Source organism: Halorubrum rarum (assembly GCF_048380895.1).
Classification (GTDB): domain Archaea; phylum Halobacteriota; class Halobacteria; order Halobacteriales; family Haloferacaceae; genus Halorubrum.
Window position 1 is genome coordinate 14,676 of sequence record NZ_JBLWMN010000018.1, and the last position, 14,952, is coordinate 29,627.

The following is a 14,952-nucleotide window of genomic DNA, read 5'->3' on the forward strand; positions in this document are numbered from 1 at the left end:
TTCTTGAACGTTCTCCTCTTCGGATTCACACCCATCATGATAACTCCCGACCCCTCCTACGGATAACCGAGGAAACGCACAATGACCCACTTCACCATCGGTCGCTGGCTGCTCGTGGCGCTCGCACTCGTCGGACTCGCGTTCGCCGCTCCTGTGGTCAGCGCACACGGCATCGACACGACTGCAAACGAGACGACTGCAAACGAGACGACTGCAAACGACACACACCCGTACGACGGAAGCGCCGACGACTGGGCAACCTGGATGGGGTCACACATGACCGAGCATATGGGTCCGGGTGCCGCTGAGTGGATGGACTCGCACATGGATGTGACCGCCGACAGGATAGCCCAAGACGGGGCTCACACCGACCGTAACGACGGAGTGTACGGGCAGGGCCACTGCTGACGGCTCCTGACTGCTCTCGCTCGCTTCGATAGAACACAGCGGCTACCCAATACACGACAATGACGCACCTTACCACTCACATCGGACGCACTGCTCGTCGACTCACGCTACTCGCCGTCCCGCTGCTCATCGCGGCGACCGGCACTGCTGTTGCGCACGGTGGCGGCAGTTACGGGAGCGGTATGATGGGCGGTAGCTGGGGGCTCTTCGGCGGGACGATGGGTCTCTGGGGACTCCTCTGGATGGGGCTCCTGCTCGCGATTCCACTCGCCCTCGTCGTCGTGCTCACAAGGCGTAGTGAAGATGGAACCGACGAACGTCCGCTGTCGGTTCTCCGAGAGCGTTACGCGCGTGGGGAACTTTCGGATGAGGAGTTCGAACGACGACGCGAACAACTGGAACGTTGAGGGTGATCCATTCGTGACGACCGCTTCGGGACACCAATAGTTAAGTACATAAGAGGCGTGACATATTATATGGGATACACGATACAAAAGACCGTGTTCGGTGACTTCGACCAGGTAGTCGAGACGACGATCGACGCGCTCAAAGACGACGGATTCGGCGTTCTCTGTGACATCAACGTGCAGACGACGCTCAAGGAGAAGCTCGGAGAGGAGTTTCGACAGTACCGCATCCTCGGTGCGTGCAATCCAGCGCTCGCGCACGAGGGTCTGAACGAAGATATCGAACTCGGCACGCTCCTCCCGTGTAACGTCATCGTCTACGAAACCAACGACGGTGGGATCGTGGTGAGCGCGGTCGACCCGCACCGGCTCCTCGACGTTGCCGACAACGACGCACTCGACTCGATCGCAAACGAAGTCCACGATCGGTTCGAGCACGTCCTCGCGAGCGTCGCTGACGAACTCGACTCACCATCGGAGGCCTAAGTATTGATGTCGTCATCTGACCGTCTCGACGCGACGACCATCGTTCTCCTACTCTTGGTGGTGATCGTCCTCTTTCCCCTGTTTACGATGGGCTTCGGATTCGGCGGGATGATGGGATCCGGAGGAATGATGGGCTGGGGTGGGACGACGAGCGGCTGGTGGCCACTCGTCGGACTGATCGCCCAACTGGTCTTCCTCCTCGTGTTGCTCGGTGGGGGATACCTCATCTTTCGCCGGATGACCGACGCACAGTCGTCTCACGATCCCGCGTTAGAGGAACTACGGATGGCGTACGCCCGTGGCGATCTCACCGAGGAAGAGTTCGAATCTCGACGGGAGACACTCGAACGCTCGGAGTGAATCGGTTGCGTTCGGGCTCCTCGAACTCCGTATTTAGCTCCGTTAAATACATACTATCTGATACATTGTTTCGATCGCGGTCAGTGATACACAGCGGCGATCGATAACGGGAGTGGGTGTTGCACGTCGCCGGTCGTGATATAGTATTTAAACGACCGTGAGTAGCGGCGACAGACGCTTATAAGCGAACGACGCGGTGGGGCGCGCGCCTCCGAGCGCCCGACGGGCGCGAGGAGCGCGTGCGAGGGAGTCAGGGGCGGTCGCCGAGCGGTTCCGGCGACCGCCCCTGACGAGGCTGGGGAGGCATGAGGCGCGGTCGCGGTGCTGTGCGGGGTGGGACTCAAAGGGGCAGCCGCGAGGGCGAAGCCCGCCGCAGTAAGCACCGCAGCGAGGAAGCGACAGCGACTGAGCGAGGCGCGCAGCAAGGCGCGCGAGTCGTCGCGGCTGGGGCTTTGCAGGCGTGCATCGTCGATCCGAGCGAGATCGCTTATAAGCGAGCGGCTGGGGCTTTGCAGGCGGTCATCGCAGAGTCGTCGATCACTTATAAATACCCGCCAGCAACATCCCAGTCTCACGTATAAACAACCACGCCACCGATCTGATTCACGTACTCCCGCTATCGCTCGCCACCGTGGCCGTCCGGACGCGGGAGAGAAACGCTATTATCGGGCCCTCGTGTACGGTTCCGACGTGGAACCGATCCTGTTCGTGGCGCTCCTGTTTTTCGCCGCAACCAACCTGGACACCTTCGTCGTCCTCGTGGCGTTCCTGATCGACGACGACTACCGGACTCCGGAGGTGTTTTTCGGCCACTCCGTCGGGGTCGTCGTCGGTCTCACCGGTGCCGTTCTCGGCGCGCTGCTCGCCGCCGAATGGCTCCACACGTGGACGTTCCTTCTCGGCGTGGTCCCGCTCGGACTCGGGATTTGGGGGCTCAGCCGGCCGGAGTCGGGTCCGGAGACGGACGAACTCCAGGTCGTCCCGGGTCCGATCGGGCGCGTCGGTGTCGTGTCCGTCATCGCGGTCGGACTCGCCGGGGAGAACCTGGCCGTCTACGTCCCGTTCTTTGCGGGACTGTCGACGGCCGAGTTGACGATCGTAGTCGCGGCGTACGTCGTCGCGTCCGGCGGCCTGTTTCTCCTTGCGTGGGGAGTCGCACGTCGAACCGTCGACCTCGGCGTGCCCGCGTGGGTCGATCGACTGCTCGTCCCGATCGTGTTGTTGCTCGTCGGTGCGTACATCCTCATCGCCGGGTGGTTCGTCGCGTGAGGGTTGGCAGTCGCGTGAGGGTTGGCAGTCGCGTGAGGGTCGGCCGTCGCGTCACCCGGCGGCCGGAAAGCGAGATCCTCCCGTGTTCTCAGTATTGTGTATAACGCACAACTCTTAAGCGGGATCGTTCCGTAGCGACGACCACGTCTCGGATCACCGGTGTCCCTCGATCGCTACTCGAACGCCGGGTACGGACGACCCACGACCCATCCACCATGACTGACTCGAACGCGGCGACGACCTACGAACTGACCGGCGAGCGGCTCAGCCCGAAACGAATGCGGATCGACACCGGCGACGCGGAGTTCGTCGTCGGCAAGGACGTCAACCCCGTCGAGTACTTCCTCGGTGCCGTCCTCGGCTGTCTGAACTCGACGGGGACCATGGTCGCTCGCGACATGGACCTGTCCATCGACGGACTGAACGTGTCCATCGAGGGCGACGTCGACTACGCGCGCTATCGCGGCGAGCAGTCCGACGCTCGGCCGGGTTTTCAGGGGCTTTCGGCCACGATATCGGTCGAGACCGACGCCGATGAGGCGGCCGTCGAGGAGTGGCTCGCGGCGGTCAAGGAACGGTGCCCCGTCACCGACAACGTCGAGAACGAGACGCCGCTCGATCTCACCGTCGAGACGGCCTGACCGGTCGGTGGAGCGGCCTGACCGGTCGGTAGTACTTAAACCGCGTACGCACGCGTCATCGACACGAGCGCTTTCCGATAGTCGCGCTCGGAGGGGTCGGGCCCCAGCGCGAGGAACCGGTCTTTGAACGCGTCGACGTCGACCGCCGGCGCGTCCGCGGCGGCGACCCGCGCGAGATCGTAGATGCGATGGGTCGGCGCGGCGATCCCGTGTCGCTCGATCAGCGCGAGCGCGAACGCCGCGTTGACCGCCGTGATCTCCGGATCCGCCCCGGTCGTGGCCGGCTGCGAGCCGGGGCGCGGCGGGGCCGGGCGGTCCGCCACCGCCGTCGCCAGCGTCGATTCGAGGAACTCGAGGAGCTTCTTCGCCGGCGCGACCGAGAGAGTGATGTCGTCGGCGTAGATGTCCTTCATGTGGTTCGCGATCTGGTAACAGTGTGCGAGCTTCCGACGCTCGACCCGCTCGCCGGCCAGTCCGAGGTACAGCGCCTCCTCGGTCGACTGCACGTGGGAGGCGTGTCCCTCCTCGTACCGTGCCATGTGTGACAGTTCGTGGACCGCCAGCTCGCGGGCCATCGCGCTCGTTGCGGCCCGCTTCGAGACGTTCAACACGTGGTGGTCGTCGTAGTGGCCGGCCCACGTCCGCTCGTCGGGGTCCGCCCGGACCCGAACGTGAACCGGCTTGTCGAGCGAGAACTCCGTCTCGAACACGTCGGCGGCTCCGAGAAACGGATCCGGGGCGACGTCACCCTGTATGCGAAGATCCATGCGTACAATTGACATGGACTGGGGAGATATGACTCTTGTGTCAGTCCTCGCTCGGCGGGTCGCGCTGGAGGCGTCGTGCGACGACGGTGAAGACGCCGACGAGGACGAGGTACAGTCGCCAGCCGCGGTTCGCGATCGGGAACCGTCGGTCGATGACCTCCCGGTCCGCGAGGTCATCCGGCGATCCGGGCTGGACTGGGTTGTTCACGTGGACGGTCTCGGTGGTTCCGCCGCCGCCCGGATCGACGGTTCGCTCGCCCGTCTCCGGGTCGAGGTCGACGTCGACGAACGTCTGGACGAACCCCTCCGTACTCGACCACAGCAGCTCTCCCTCCAGTCGGAAGAAGCGGTCGTGGAGCGGCCAGAGAGCGTTGACGCCGTCCAGGTGCGCCCAGTCGAGGAAGACGTGCGCGAACACGTGGACGAACAGGGCGACCCACGCGACGCGGACCCCGCGGTCCGCGAAGCGCTCGCGGAGCAGCGACTCGTCGCGCAGCCGTGTGTCGTAGTACAGGAGTATTCCCGCGGCGGCCGGCAGCACGAAGCTGTGGCCGACGGTGCGGTGTGCCCCCGGCATCAGCGGTCCAAGCACGGTGTCGACCTCCGGGAGGACGACGACGAGGAGGACGACCGCGAGCGCCTTTCGGTCGTACGACCCTTTTAACAGTCCGGCGGCGAGCAGCAGCGCGAAGCCGGCGTGAACCACCGTCGAGACCATCTACGGCGCACCTCCGTTCTCGCCGTCGAGCGCGTCCGCCCCCTCGCCGCGGTTCGTCGTCCCCGTCTCTCGGAGCCGCACCTCGCGGGACCGAACGGCGAGCAGACAGCCGGCGGCGGCGACGACGACCGCCTGCCAGCCGCTCCGGACGAGGTGGAGCTCGCGTTCGACGCCGATCGAGAGTCCGGGACGTCCGTCGGGGTTGACCCACGTCGGGACGACGTACGTCTCCGTCGTCCCCGGGCTCCGCAGCGGGAGTATCCCCGGCCCCTCCGAACCGACGGCGACGAACGTCTGGACGATCCCCTCCTGTGTCGAGAACAGCAGTCGGCCGCGAACGAGGTAGTAGGCGTCGTGAACGGGATACAGCAGGTTCGCGCCCGCGAACCCGAACAGCTCCGGCGCGATCCCGGCGACCGCGAACGCGGCCAACGCGACCCACGCGACCCTGACGCCGTACCAGCCGTAGCGGTCGCGGAGCCACGATCGGCCCCCCTGTTCGCTCGCGTTCGGGTCCGTTCTCGCGGTCGGGTCCGTTCTCGCGGTCGTGTCCCAGTAGAGGAGCGCTCCGAGCGCGAGCGGGATCCACACGTTGTGCAGGAGGGCGTTCGTCGCCCCGTCGACGACGAGGCTCGCGACCGCGTCGAGATCCGGCAGCACCGCGGCGGCGACGACGACCGCGACCGACCGGCGGTCGAAGGCGGCACCAAGCAGCGCGGCCGCCAGCAGCGCACCGAACGCGGCGTTCACGAGCGTCGGTGCCATACCGGTGGCTGCCCCCGAGCGCGGATAAGTTCTCCGTCGGGCCGGACGGCGGCGACGCGCGGGATCCGTGTCGGAACCTATTCGGATCGGGATGCCGAACGATCGTTCGATGAAGGTGGGGCTGATCTCGGACGTCCACGCGAACCTGCCGGCGCTCGCGGCGGTGCTCGACAACATGCCGCCGGTCGACGACGTCGTCTGTGCCGGCGACGTCGTCGGATACAACCCGTGGCCCGCGGCGTGTCTGGACCGCGTCCGAGAGGTCGCGTCGGTCACGGTCCAGGGGAACCACGACGCGACCGTCGAGACGCCGGAGCGATATCGGGCGAACCGGATGGCCGAGCGCGGACTCGAACACGCGAGGGCGACGCTCTCCGAGTCCGACCTCGCGTGGCTCCGGGCGCTCCCGCGGACGGCGACGTTCGACGGGGGGCGCTATCTGCTGGTCCACTCGCACCCGAGCCCGGACCGCGACGGCGCGTACGTGTATCCGGAGTCGTTCTCGACGCTCGCGCGCTACCTCGACGACTACGCCGGCGTCGTGCTCGGTCACACGCACGTGCAGGCGGCCGAATCGATCGACGACGGCCGCCTCGTCGTCAACCCCGGAAGCGTCGGACAGCCGCGCGACGGCGACCCGGACGCCGCCTACGCCGTGCTCGACACGGACCGAAACGAGGTCGACCTCCGTCGCACCGCCTACGATCGCGACCGCGTCCGGGCGGCCGTCGAGGAGGCGGGCTTACCGTCTCGGACCGCGGAGCGGCTGTTCGAGGGCGAGTGAACGCGATCATCCCCGGTGTCGACCAGTGCGCTCGGGGTCGCCGACCGAAAACGTTCGGGGTCACCGACCGGCTACGCCGTACGGTAGGGAAAAAACATATGCTATATTAAATTAAAACTGTCAGTAGGAGGATGTACGATCTCACCGGGTTCCAGCGGGACCTGCTGTACGTGGTGGCCGGCTTAGACGAACCGCATGGGCTCGCGATCAAGGCGGAACTCGAGACGTACTACGAGTCGGAGGTGCATCACGGTCGGCTGTATCCGAACCTCGACACGCTCGTCGAGAAGGGGTTGATCGAGAAGGGGGAGGCCGACCGGCGAACGAACTTCTACGCGGTCACCCGGCGCGGTCAGCGCGAGATCGAGGCGAGAGACGAGTGGCAGTCCCAGTACGTCGATCCGTAGCCTCGCCGTTCGATCACGGCCAGACTCCGACCACGAGCAGCACGTTCCGCACCGCCGCCAGCGCCGAGAGCACGCCGACGCCACCGAACATCACCGTCGCGACCAGTCGCCGGGTTCCACCCGCGAGCGCGACCGGCACCGCGATGACGACCATCCCAACGGCCTTCGTGACGACCATTCCGGTCGCGAGTCCGTACCGCGACACGAGGAACTGACCGACGGGTGACCCCTCGACGAATCGCCCGGAGGAGACGGCGACGTACGTCGACGCCATGTCCGCGGAGACCCCCACGATGAACACGGCGACCGCGACGATCAGACGGGAAACCACGACCGATACAGCGACCCCTCCGTGAATAAAACCCGGGGTCACGGACGATCGATCCGACCGAGCGACCGGTCGTGGCCGCCGCCGATCGCCGGAGGTGCCACCGACTCATCTAAGTGCCTCCCTGTCGCGTTCCGGAACATGGACGATCGAACGGTACCCGACCTCCTCCGTCGGTTCGGCTTCTCCGACAAGGAGGTCGACACGTACCTCTCCCTGCTCGAACACGGCGAGGCGAAAGCGAGCACGATCGCCGACGCCGCCGGCGTGTCGAAGCGGTACGTGTACAGCGTGAGCGAGTCGCTCGCCGACCGCGGCTTCGTCGAGGTGAACGACCACGCGGTGCCGACGACCATCCGTGCGATCCCGCCCGAGGACGTCATCGATCGGCTCCGCTCCGACGTCGACGCGCTCCGACCGGGATTGGCGGAGCGCTTCTCGCGGGTGGAACGCGAGACGGAGCAGTTCGAGGTTGTCAAAGCACGGGCGACGGTGCTCAAACGGGTCCGGTCGCTCGTCGACGACGCCGAGGACGAACTGACGCTGTCGATCCCCGCGAAACGGCTCTCCGAGATCCGCGAGCACCTCGTCGACGCCGTCGACCGCGGCGTTCTCGTGTTGCTGATCGTGACCGACGTGGACGGGGCCGCCGACACGGATCTCGCGCTCGACGGCGTCGCAAGCGTCGTCCGCGGCTGGCGCGAGGCGATGCCGACGCTTCTGACCGTCGACTCCGCGGCCGGCGTCGTCGCCCCGCCGGAGCTGCTCCGCCGGTCGAACTCCGACCGACAGGCGATCGTGTTCGCACAGGAGCAGATCGCGCCGGTCATCGCCGGATCGTTCCTCGGTAACTACTGGCCGGCGGCCGACGAGGTCGCCACCGTCGACCCGGTGCCGCTTCCGGTCGAGTACGCCGACTTCCGCCACACGGTGTTTCAGGCGACGCTGCACCGGCGAAGCGGGACGGCGATCCGCGCGACCGTCGGCGGCCGTCGAACCGACGACGACGAGGCGGTCGAGATACGCGGTCGCGTGACCGATGTCCGGCAGGGGATGGTCGAGCCGACGAACAACGAGTTCCCGGTCCAGCACTCGCTCGTCGTCGAGACGGGAGCGGGACCGGTGACCGTCGGCGGTCAGGGGGCGTTCGTCGAGGACGTCGAGGCCGACCTCGTCGTGCTCGAGCGCGACGCGTAGCGAGGATGCGGGACCGTCGACGAGGCCGAATGCGTCGACCCGCGTCGATCCGTCCCGACCCGCGTCGACAACGGGTTCAAGTACCCGCTCGTCCCACGAACACCCGTCAATGGAGTCGCCCGAGATCGAGCGGTTAGACGAGCGGACCGTCCAGCGGATCGCGGCGGGGGAGGTGGTCGAGCGCCCCGCGAGCGTCGTCAAGGAGCTGATCGAGAACAGTCTCGACGCCGGGGCGAGCCGCGTCGCCGTCGCGGTCGAGGCCGGGGGCACCGAGGGGATCCGCGTTCGCGACGACGGCGTCGGGATCCCGCCCGACCAGTTGGCGGCGGCGGTCGCGGAACACGCCACCTCGAAGATCTCGGACATCGCGGACCTCGATCGCGGCGTCGGAACCCTCGGATTCCGCGGCGAGGCCCTCTACACGATCGGCGCGGTGTCGCGGCTCACGGTTCGGTCGCGGCCGCACGGTGCGGAGGCGGGCGCGGAGATCACCGTCGAGGGCGGCGACGTCGGCGACGTCCGGCCCACCGGCAGTCCGCACGGGACGACGGTCGAGGTCGACGACCTCTTTTATAATACCCCCGCGCGAAAGAAGTTCCTCAAGCGGACGGCGACCGAGTTCGACCACGTGAACACGGTCGTCACGGGCTACGCGCTCGCGAACCCGGACGTCGCGGTATCGCTCGAACACGACGGCCGCGAGACGTTCGCCACCGAGGGGAACGGCGACCTCCGGTCGGCGGTGCTCGCGGTGTACGGCCGCGAGGTCGCGGAGTCCATGGTCGACGTCGAGTGGGAGCCTGACGGTCCGGCGACGAGCGACCGGGACGATCCGTCGGGGCCCGTTCGTCGCGTGACCGGGCTCGTGTCCCATCCGGAGACGACGAGGGCGAGCCGCGACTACCTGGCGACGTACGTCAACGACCGGTACGTCACGGCGAGCGCGCTCCGCGAGGCGGTCCTCGACGCGTACGGCGGCCAGCTCGCGCCGGATCGCTACCCGTTCACCGTGTTGTTCGTGGCGGTCCCGCCCGGCGACGTCGACGTGAACGTCCATCCCCGGAAGCTGGCGGTCCGCTTCGACGAGGAGCGCGCGGTGAAAGCCGCGGTCGAGGACGCGGTCGCGGCAGCGCTTCTCGACGACGGGTTGATCCGGTCGACGGCCCCGCGCGGCCGGTCCGCACCGGACGAAACGGCGGTCGCTCCCGAGTCGTCCACGACGGAGGCCGTCGGCGGCGCGGGCACCGATCACGAGACCGCCGCCACCGCCGATCGAGACCAATCCGATCGGACGACCGCTGCCGAACTCGACCCCGACGACGAGGGCGCATGGACGGTCGATGACCTCGGAGGCGGCGGCTCGTCGACCGGAGTCGGCGAGGGACCCCGGTCGCCGTCCCCGTCCGGTGACCGATTCGGTTCCGGTGGCGGTCTCGAGGGTGGGCCGGAGGGCGACCCCGCCGAGGACGACCCCGACGAGGGCGACCCCGTCGATGAAGACTTCGTAAGCGGTTCGGACGAGGACGTCGCCGCCGGTAACGGTTTCGCGGCCGACTCCGGCGAGACCGTCGACGGCGGCCGCCCCGGACACGCGACCGCACGGACAGACGCCGATCGTCCCGCTCCACGCGAGTGGCAGACGGACCCGGTCGAGGCGGAGTCGGCGGAAGCGACCCGATCCGCGCCCACGGGACAGCGAACTCTCGCCGGCGGGAAGACGAGCGAGGAGCGGTCGTTCGACTCGCTCCCGCGGCTCCGCGTGCTCGGACAGCTCCACGAGACGTACGTCGTCGCGGAGGCTCCCGACGGATTGGTGTTGATAGACCAGCACGCCGCCGACGAACGGGTGAACTACGAGCGGCTGTGCCGGGCGTTCGCGGACGGCGTCGACGCGCAGGCGCTCGCGTCGCCGGTATCGGTCGAACTGACTGCACGGGAGGCCGAGCTGTTCGCCGAGTTCGTCGACGAGCTTCGCGGGATCGGGTTCCGAGCGGAACGGGCGGGCGACCGCGAGATCGTCGTCGAGGCGGTTCCGACCGTGTTCGACGCGGCGCTGGATCCCGAACTGCTCCGCGACGTTCTCTCCGCGTTCGTCGCCGACGCCGCGGACGGGGCCGACCCCGTAGCGGACGTGGTCGACGAGCTGCTCGCGGACCTCGCGTGTTACCCGTCGGTGACCGGGAACACGTCGCTGACCGAGGGGAACGTCTTCGATCTCCTCGATCGGCTCGATGACTGTGAGAACCCGTACGCATGCCCGCACGGCCGACCGGTCGTCATTCGCTTCGATCGGGAGACCATCGAGGACCGGTTCGAGCGCGACTACCCCGGACACGCCGGGCGGCGCGCGGAGTGACTGCGGTCGAGCGCTCCGTTCCGGGTTGAGCGCTCCGTTCCGGGTTGAGCGCTCCGTTCCGGGTCGAACTACTCGTCGCTCGCTTCGGACTCGACGGGTTCGGACTCCGGCTGCTCCGCCTCCTCCGTCTGCTCGTCGACCGCCGGTTCGAGCACCGTGACGCGTGCCTTCATGATCCGGGTGTTGTCGACGCGCTCGATCCGGATCCGGACGCCATCGAACTCGATCTCCTCGCCCTCCTCGACGAGACGGCCCGCACGATTGAACACGAAGCCCGCAAGGGTCTCGAACTCCTCTCCTTCGGGCAGGTCGATCTCGAGCATCTCGTTGACCTCGTCGATGTTCATCTCGCCCTGCACGAACGCGACGTTCTCGTTGACGAACTCGATTGGTTCGGGCTCGTCGCCTTCCAGGATGTCGCCGACGATCTCCTCGACCATGTCCTCTAACGTGATGATCCCCTCCGTCGTTCCGAACTCGTCGATGACTATCACCATCTGGAGGCGGTTGTCCTGCATCTCCTCTAACAGCTCGTCGGCGTTCTTCGACTCGGGGACGTGCAGCGTCGGCTTGACGACGCGTTCGAGGGAGGGTTCCCCCTCGGAGTACCGGAGCTCCCGGACCAGATCGCGGACCTTCACGATGCCGACGATGTTGTCGAGGTTGCCGTCGTACACGGGGACGCGCTCGTGGTCCGCCTGAATGCACTTCTCGATCGCCTCCTCGACGGTCGCCTCCTTCGGGACCGCGGTGACGTCGAGTCGCGGCGTCATCACCTCCTTGGCGATGGTGTTGTTGAACCGGAAGATGCGGTCGAGCATCTCGCGTTCCTCCTCCTCGATGACGCCCTCCTGTTCGCCCGTCTCGATGATGTTCTGGATCTCGTCGCGGGTGACGTACGTCGACTCCAGTGCCGTCTCGCCGCCGGTGATCCGGTTGATCCCGCGAGTGATGTAGTCGAACAGGACCACGAGCGGATACAACGCGTACTCCGAGAACTTCAGCGGACGGGCGATCCTGAGCGCCCACGACTCCGTGTTCTCGACCGCGTAGGACTTCGGTGCGCTCTCGCCGAAGATCAGCACCAGCGTCGTGATCCCGAACGTCGTCGCCAGAACCGCCTGTCCTCGTGTGAGGTAGAGCGCGAACAGCGCGGTCGCGATCGACGTCATCGCCACGTTGACGATGTTGTTGCCGACGAGGATCGTCACGAGCAGCCGATGCGGGTTGTCCTTCAGCTTCTGGATGGTCCGTGCGCCCTTCGTCCCGTCCTCGACGAGACTGTCCACGCGGTGCTGTGGCAGCGAGAACATCGCGATCTCCGACGACGAGAAGAACGCCGACAGGCCGACCAGTACGGCGATCGCGAGAACGCCGAGGATAGTCACGGTAGTCCCGTCCAGTACCGGTATCTGTAGCAGGCCGGCTATCAGCATGCTCGACGACAAGCCCATTCTCGTTTGGGATATCGCGGCCCACACTTAAAGGATTACCTTCGTCGGCGTCGGACCGGCGACGGACCCGCCACGGGCACGGGTCCGACCGGCGACTGACCTGCCGCGAGCACGGGTCCGGTCGGCCACGAACCCGTCATGAATACGGGCACACGCTCCCGACGCCGACACGGTTACCACGGTGGCGGTCGCACGGGGACGTATGGCGGATCCAGCGATCACCCTGTATCGACTGCAGGCGTGTCCGTACTGTGAACGAGTCGTTCGAACCCTCGATCGCCTCGGACTGTCGTATCGGTCGCGGTACGTCGAGCCGATGCACTCCGAGCGAAACGTCGTCAAGCGCGTGTCGGGAAAGCGGAGCGTCCCCGCGATCGTCGACCGCGAGACGGGCGTGACGATGTCCGAGAGCGCCAACATCGTCGACTACCTCGAACGAACGTACGGCGACGCTATCACCGCGGCGGAGGGCGCGTAGATGCCCGACTTCGACGTCGTCGCCCTTCCGGAGACGGACCACGTCGAGGACGGGGACGTCGCCCCCGACTTCACCCGACCGCTCGTCGGGACGGAGTACTGGGAGGACCGCGCGCTCTCCGAGGTCGTCGACGGCCCGACGCTGCTCGTGTTCCATCCGATGGACGGCGCGTTTCAGACGACGTACGTGTACAACGAGATCGACGACCGCGACTGGGTCGCCGACGTCGACGTGCTCGGCGTCTCCATCTCCTCGCCGTACGAGCACAAGGACCTCCTCGCGGCGCGCGGCGACGGCGTTCGCGCCTTTTCGGATCCGAGCGCCGCGGTCGTCCGCGAGTACGGCGTCGACCACGACATCGACGCGATGGCGGGCATCACCGAGAGCCGACCCGCCGTGTTCCTGCTCGACGGGGATCGGACCGTCCGGTACGCGTGGGTCGCGAGCGAGCATCCGGAGTTCCCGGAGTACGACGCCGTCGACGCCGCGATATCGGAACTCGTCGATCGGTAACGGCGGTTCGACACGATCCTGTGCCATCCCGACCTGTGGGCTCGCTAATGCGTCCTCCCGCCTCGTGTGACTCGCTGCTGTGTCGCCCGAGACCGATCGAGAGTCGCAGATCACGACGGTGGAGATCACGACGGAGGATACCTCACGCGACGCAATGGGCCGATCTTAAATCGACCGTCAACAACCGGAAAGGATTGTCAATAATTAAGTATACTCGGGATCGAATACCCATTGACACATGTCACGAAACGATCGATCCGAGGGGGACGCTCGTCTGACTCGCCGCCGGTACGTCGCGGGTGCAGGTGCCGTTGTGACCGTGGGTATCGCGGGGTGTTCCGACGACCCCGAAGACGAGTTCGAGGAGGACGACGGAACGGGTGATTCGGGCGGTGACGATACGAACGGCGACTCCGGTGGCGACGCCCCCGACGCCGAGGAAGGAGACCTGGAGATCGTTCACTGGTGGACCGCGGGCGGCGAGGAGGACGCGTTCAACGCCCTGCTCGACGGGTTCCGCGAGGCGCATCCGGACGTCGAGATCGTCGACAACCCCGCGCCCGGCGGCGCGGGTTCGGCGATCGATACGGTGATCCAGAACCGCGTGCTCGACGGCAACCCCCCGAGCACGTTCCAGATCTGGCCCGGACAGGCGCTCACGCCGTACACGGACGCCGACCTGCTGGAGGACATCGGCGACTCCGTCTGGGACGACGAGATGCGGGAGGCGTACCTCGACGACATCATCGAGCTCTCCAGCCCGGCCGGGGACCTCGTCGCGGTGCCGATCAACATCCACCGGATGAACAACCTGTTTTACAACGTCGACGTCCTCGACGACGCCGGCGTCGACGCGACCGACATCGACGACCCGCAGGGGCTCCTCGACGCACTGGAGACGATCGACGCGGAGACCGATGCGGTCCCGCTCGCTCACCAGACGCAGAGCCCGTGGTCGACGCTCCAGTTGTTCGAGGACGTGTTCATCGGCCAGCACGGCGCAGACGAGTACGTCTCGTTCATCGAGGGCGGTGCCGCGGACCTCGAAGACGAGATCCGAGAGACGCTGGACCTGCTTGCGGCGTACGCGGACCACTACCCGGAGGACGCCGGTTCCATCTCGTGGGACCAGGGCAACGACGAGCTGATCGAGGGGAACGCGGCGTTCCTCCATCAGGGCGACTGGGCGGCCGGGCAGTACGAGGCCGCCGAGGGCTTCGAGTTCGCCGAGGACTGGGACATGGTCCCGTTCCCCGGATCGGACGGCGTCTACCACTCCGTCATCGACTCGTTCGTGTTCCCGACGAGCAACCCCTCGCCGGAGGCGACCGAGCAGTTCCTGAACTACGCGGGCACCGTCGACGCCCAGGAGCGGTTCAACCCGGTCAAGGGTTCGATCCCGCCGCGAACCGACGTGCCGATGGACGAGTTCGGCGCGTTCCTCTCCCGGCAGTTCGAGGACTTCGAGAACTCCACGAACCAGCCGCCGACGATCGCACACGGGACGGCGGTCGCACCGGCGATACACTCCGAACTGGAGGAGGCGTTCGCCAACTTCAACGAGAACCTCGACGTCGACACGGCCTACGAGGCCATTCGGGACGCGTTCTAAGG

The 14,952-nt window shown here is 66.7% G+C and carries 18 protein-coding genes; 13 read left to right on the plus strand and 5 right to left on the minus strand.

The window, feature by feature from the left end; genetic code table 11:
* Nucleotides 1–81 precede the first annotated feature (81 nt).
* The 6 genes from ACNSN7_RS12685 to ACNSN7_RS12710 all read left to right on the plus strand — a co-directional run bounded on the left by ACNSN7_RS12685 (nucleotide 82) and on the right by ACNSN7_RS12710 (nucleotide 3,571).
* Nucleotides 82–408 (plus strand): hypothetical protein, encoded by a 327-nt coding sequence (locus tag ACNSN7_RS12685; protein WP_418282665.1) that lies wholly within the window; start codon nucleotides 82–84, stop codon nucleotides 406–408.
* 59 nt (nucleotides 409–467) lie between these two features.
* On the plus strand, nucleotides 468–815 hold the full coding sequence (locus tag ACNSN7_RS12690) for an SHOCT domain-containing protein (protein WP_418282666.1): 348 nt from the start codon (nucleotides 468–470) through the stop codon (nucleotides 813–815).
* Between the two features lie 69 nt (nucleotides 816–884).
* Complete coding sequence (locus tag ACNSN7_RS12695) at nucleotides 885–1,301, plus strand: DUF302 domain-containing protein (protein WP_418282667.1); 417 nt, start codon at nucleotides 885–887, stop codon at nucleotides 1,299–1,301.
* A gap of 6 nt (nucleotides 1,302–1,307) precedes the next feature.
* Entirely contained in the window at nucleotides 1,308–1,661 is a 354-nt protein-coding gene (locus ACNSN7_RS12700; RefSeq protein WP_418282668.1) for an SHOCT domain-containing protein, read from the plus strand.
* A 690-nt stretch (nucleotides 1,662–2,351) separates the two neighbouring features.
* Nucleotides 2,352–2,930: a cadmium resistance transporter gene (locus tag ACNSN7_RS12705; protein ID WP_418282669.1), complete on the plus strand. Its 579-nt coding sequence runs from the start codon at nucleotides 2,352–2,354 to the stop codon at nucleotides 2,928–2,930.
* A gap of 215 nt (nucleotides 2,931–3,145) precedes the next feature.
* Nucleotides 3,146–3,571, plus strand: a complete 426-nt coding sequence (locus tag ACNSN7_RS12710; RefSeq protein ID WP_418282670.1) for an OsmC family protein — start codon at nucleotides 3,146–3,148, stop codon at nucleotides 3,569–3,571.
* A 35-nt stretch (nucleotides 3,572–3,606) separates the two neighbouring features.
* Here ACNSN7_RS12710 and ACNSN7_RS12715 read toward each other — a convergent pair whose 3' ends face one another.
* Genes ACNSN7_RS12715 through ACNSN7_RS12725 form a run of 3 tightly spaced genes read right to left on the minus strand, consistent with a single transcriptional unit; the run spans nucleotide 3,607 to nucleotide 5,821 of the window.
* A complete protein-coding gene (locus ACNSN7_RS12715; protein ID WP_418282671.1) occupies nucleotides 3,607–4,338 on the minus strand; it encodes a DUF5781 family protein in 732 nt (243 codons plus the stop codon).
* Between the two features lie 40 nt (nucleotides 4,339–4,378).
* On the minus strand, nucleotides 4,379–5,056 hold the full coding sequence (locus ACNSN7_RS12720) for a metal-dependent hydrolase (protein WP_418282672.1): 678 nt from the start codon (nucleotides 5,054–5,056) through the stop codon (nucleotides 4,379–4,381).
* A complete protein-coding gene (locus tag ACNSN7_RS12725; protein ID WP_418282673.1) occupies nucleotides 5,057–5,821 on the minus strand; it encodes a hypothetical protein in 765 nt (254 codons plus the stop codon).
* A 109-nt stretch (nucleotides 5,822–5,930) separates the two neighbouring features.
* Between ACNSN7_RS12725 and ACNSN7_RS12730 the strand changes: the two genes are divergently transcribed.
* Entirely contained in the window at nucleotides 5,931–6,605 is a 675-nt protein-coding gene (locus tag ACNSN7_RS12730) for a metallophosphoesterase family protein (RefSeq protein WP_418282674.1), read from the plus strand.
* A gap of 131 nt (nucleotides 6,606–6,736) precedes the next feature.
* Nucleotides 6,737–7,012: a PadR family transcriptional regulator gene (locus tag ACNSN7_RS12735; RefSeq protein WP_418282675.1), complete on the plus strand. Its 276-nt coding sequence runs from the start codon at nucleotides 6,737–6,739 to the stop codon at nucleotides 7,010–7,012.
* A 13-nt stretch (nucleotides 7,013–7,025) separates the two neighbouring features.
* On the opposite strand, the gene ACNSN7_RS12740 is transcribed toward ACNSN7_RS12735, so the two are convergent.
* Entirely contained in the window at nucleotides 7,026–7,286 is a 261-nt protein-coding gene (locus ACNSN7_RS12740; protein ID WP_418282735.1) for a hypothetical protein, read from the minus strand.
* Nucleotides 7,287–7,481: 195 nt separating this feature from the next.
* Here ACNSN7_RS12740 and ACNSN7_RS12745 point away from each other — a divergent pair, with 195 nt between their 5' ends.
* Nucleotides 7,482–8,537 (plus strand): TrmB family transcriptional regulator, encoded by a 1,056-nt coding sequence (locus ACNSN7_RS12745; protein WP_418282676.1) that lies wholly within the window; start codon nucleotides 7,482–7,484, stop codon nucleotides 8,535–8,537.
* A gap of 109 nt (nucleotides 8,538–8,646) precedes the next feature.
* The gene (gene mutL, locus ACNSN7_RS12750) at nucleotides 8,647–10,893 is read left to right on the plus strand and encodes a DNA mismatch repair endonuclease MutL (RefSeq protein WP_418282677.1); all 2,247 of its coding nucleotides are present in this window, start codon (nucleotides 8,647–8,649) and stop codon (nucleotides 10,891–10,893) included.
* Between the two features lie 68 nt (nucleotides 10,894–10,961).
* Here mutL and ACNSN7_RS12755 read toward each other — a convergent pair whose 3' ends face one another.
* Nucleotides 10,962–12,347: a hemolysin family protein gene (locus ACNSN7_RS12755; protein ID WP_418282678.1), complete on the minus strand. Its 1,386-nt coding sequence runs from the start codon at nucleotides 12,345–12,347 to the stop codon at nucleotides 10,962–10,964.
* A gap of 202 nt (nucleotides 12,348–12,549) precedes the next feature.
* Between ACNSN7_RS12755 and ACNSN7_RS12760 the strand changes: the two genes are divergently transcribed.
* The 3 genes from ACNSN7_RS12760 to ACNSN7_RS12770 all read left to right on the plus strand — a co-directional run bounded on the left by ACNSN7_RS12760 (nucleotide 12,550) and on the right by ACNSN7_RS12770 (nucleotide 14,950).
* Nucleotides 12,550–12,825, plus strand: coding sequence for a glutaredoxin family protein (locus tag ACNSN7_RS12760; RefSeq protein ID WP_418282679.1), 276 nt, complete (start codon nucleotides 12,550–12,552; stop codon nucleotides 12,823–12,825).
* Nucleotides 12,826–13,338, plus strand: a complete 513-nt coding sequence (locus tag ACNSN7_RS12765; protein WP_418282680.1) for a redoxin domain-containing protein — start codon at nucleotides 12,826–12,828, stop codon at nucleotides 13,336–13,338.
* Between the two features lie 238 nt (nucleotides 13,339–13,576).
* Complete coding sequence (locus ACNSN7_RS12770) at nucleotides 13,577–14,950, plus strand: ABC transporter substrate-binding protein (RefSeq protein WP_418282681.1); 1,374 nt, start codon at nucleotides 13,577–13,579, stop codon at nucleotides 14,948–14,950.
* Nucleotides 14,951–14,952: the final 2 nt, after the last annotated feature.

What these genes read in the sequence shown, in the direction of transcription:
- ACNSN7_RS12735 (WP_418282675.1), top strand. Translation starts at nt 6,737, where the DNA reads ATGTACGATCTCACCGGGTTCCAGCGGGACCTGCTGTACGTGGTGGCC.
- ACNSN7_RS12765 (WP_418282680.1), top strand. Translation starts at nt 12,826, where the DNA reads ATGCCCGACTTCGACGTCGTCGCCCTTCCGGAGACGGACCACGTCGAG.
- ACNSN7_RS12745 (WP_418282676.1), top strand. Translation starts at nt 7,482, where the DNA reads ATGGACGATCGAACGGTACCCGACCTCCTCCGTCGGTTCGGCTTCTCC.
- ACNSN7_RS12700 (WP_418282668.1), top strand. Translation starts at nt 1,308, where the DNA reads ATGTCGTCATCTGACCGTCTCGACGCGACGACCATCGTTCTCCTACTC.
- ACNSN7_RS12710 (WP_418282670.1), top strand. Translation starts at nt 3,146, where the DNA reads ATGACTGACTCGAACGCGGCGACGACCTACGAACTGACCGGCGAGCGG.
- ACNSN7_RS12715 (WP_418282671.1), bottom strand. Translation starts at nt 4,338, where the DNA reads ATGGATCTTCGCATACAGGGTGACGTCGCCCCGGATCCGTTTCTCGGA.
- ACNSN7_RS12725 (WP_418282673.1), bottom strand. Translation starts at nt 5,821, where the DNA reads ATGGCACCGACGCTCGTGAACGCCGCGTTCGGTGCGCTGCTGGCGGCC.
- ACNSN7_RS12720 (WP_418282672.1), bottom strand. Translation starts at nt 5,056, where the DNA reads ATGGTCTCGACGGTGGTTCACGCCGGCTTCGCGCTGCTGCTCGCCGCC.
- ACNSN7_RS12740 (WP_418282735.1), bottom strand. Translation starts at nt 7,286, where the DNA reads ATGGCGTCGACGTACGTCGCCGTCTCCTCCGGGCGATTCGTCGAGGGG.
- ACNSN7_RS12770 (WP_418282681.1), top strand. Translation starts at nt 13,577, where the DNA reads ATGTCACGAAACGATCGATCCGAGGGGGACGCTCGTCTGACTCGCCGC.
- ACNSN7_RS12685 (WP_418282665.1), top strand. Translation starts at nt 82, where the DNA reads ATGACCCACTTCACCATCGGTCGCTGGCTGCTCGTGGCGCTCGCACTC.
- mutL (WP_418282677.1), top strand. Translation starts at nt 8,647, where the DNA reads ATGGAGTCGCCCGAGATCGAGCGGTTAGACGAGCGGACCGTCCAGCGG.
- ACNSN7_RS12760 (WP_418282679.1), top strand. Translation starts at nt 12,550, where the DNA reads ATGGCGGATCCAGCGATCACCCTGTATCGACTGCAGGCGTGTCCGTAC.
- ACNSN7_RS12730 (WP_418282674.1), top strand. Translation starts at nt 5,931, where the DNA reads ATGAAGGTGGGGCTGATCTCGGACGTCCACGCGAACCTGCCGGCGCTC.
- ACNSN7_RS12695 (WP_418282667.1), top strand. Translation starts at nt 885, where the DNA reads ATGGGATACACGATACAAAAGACCGTGTTCGGTGACTTCGACCAGGTA.
- ACNSN7_RS12755 (WP_418282678.1), bottom strand. Translation starts at nt 12,347, where the DNA reads ATGGGCTTGTCGTCGAGCATGCTGATAGCCGGCCTGCTACAGATACCG.
- ACNSN7_RS12690 (WP_418282666.1), top strand. Translation starts at nt 468, where the DNA reads ATGACGCACCTTACCACTCACATCGGACGCACTGCTCGTCGACTCACG.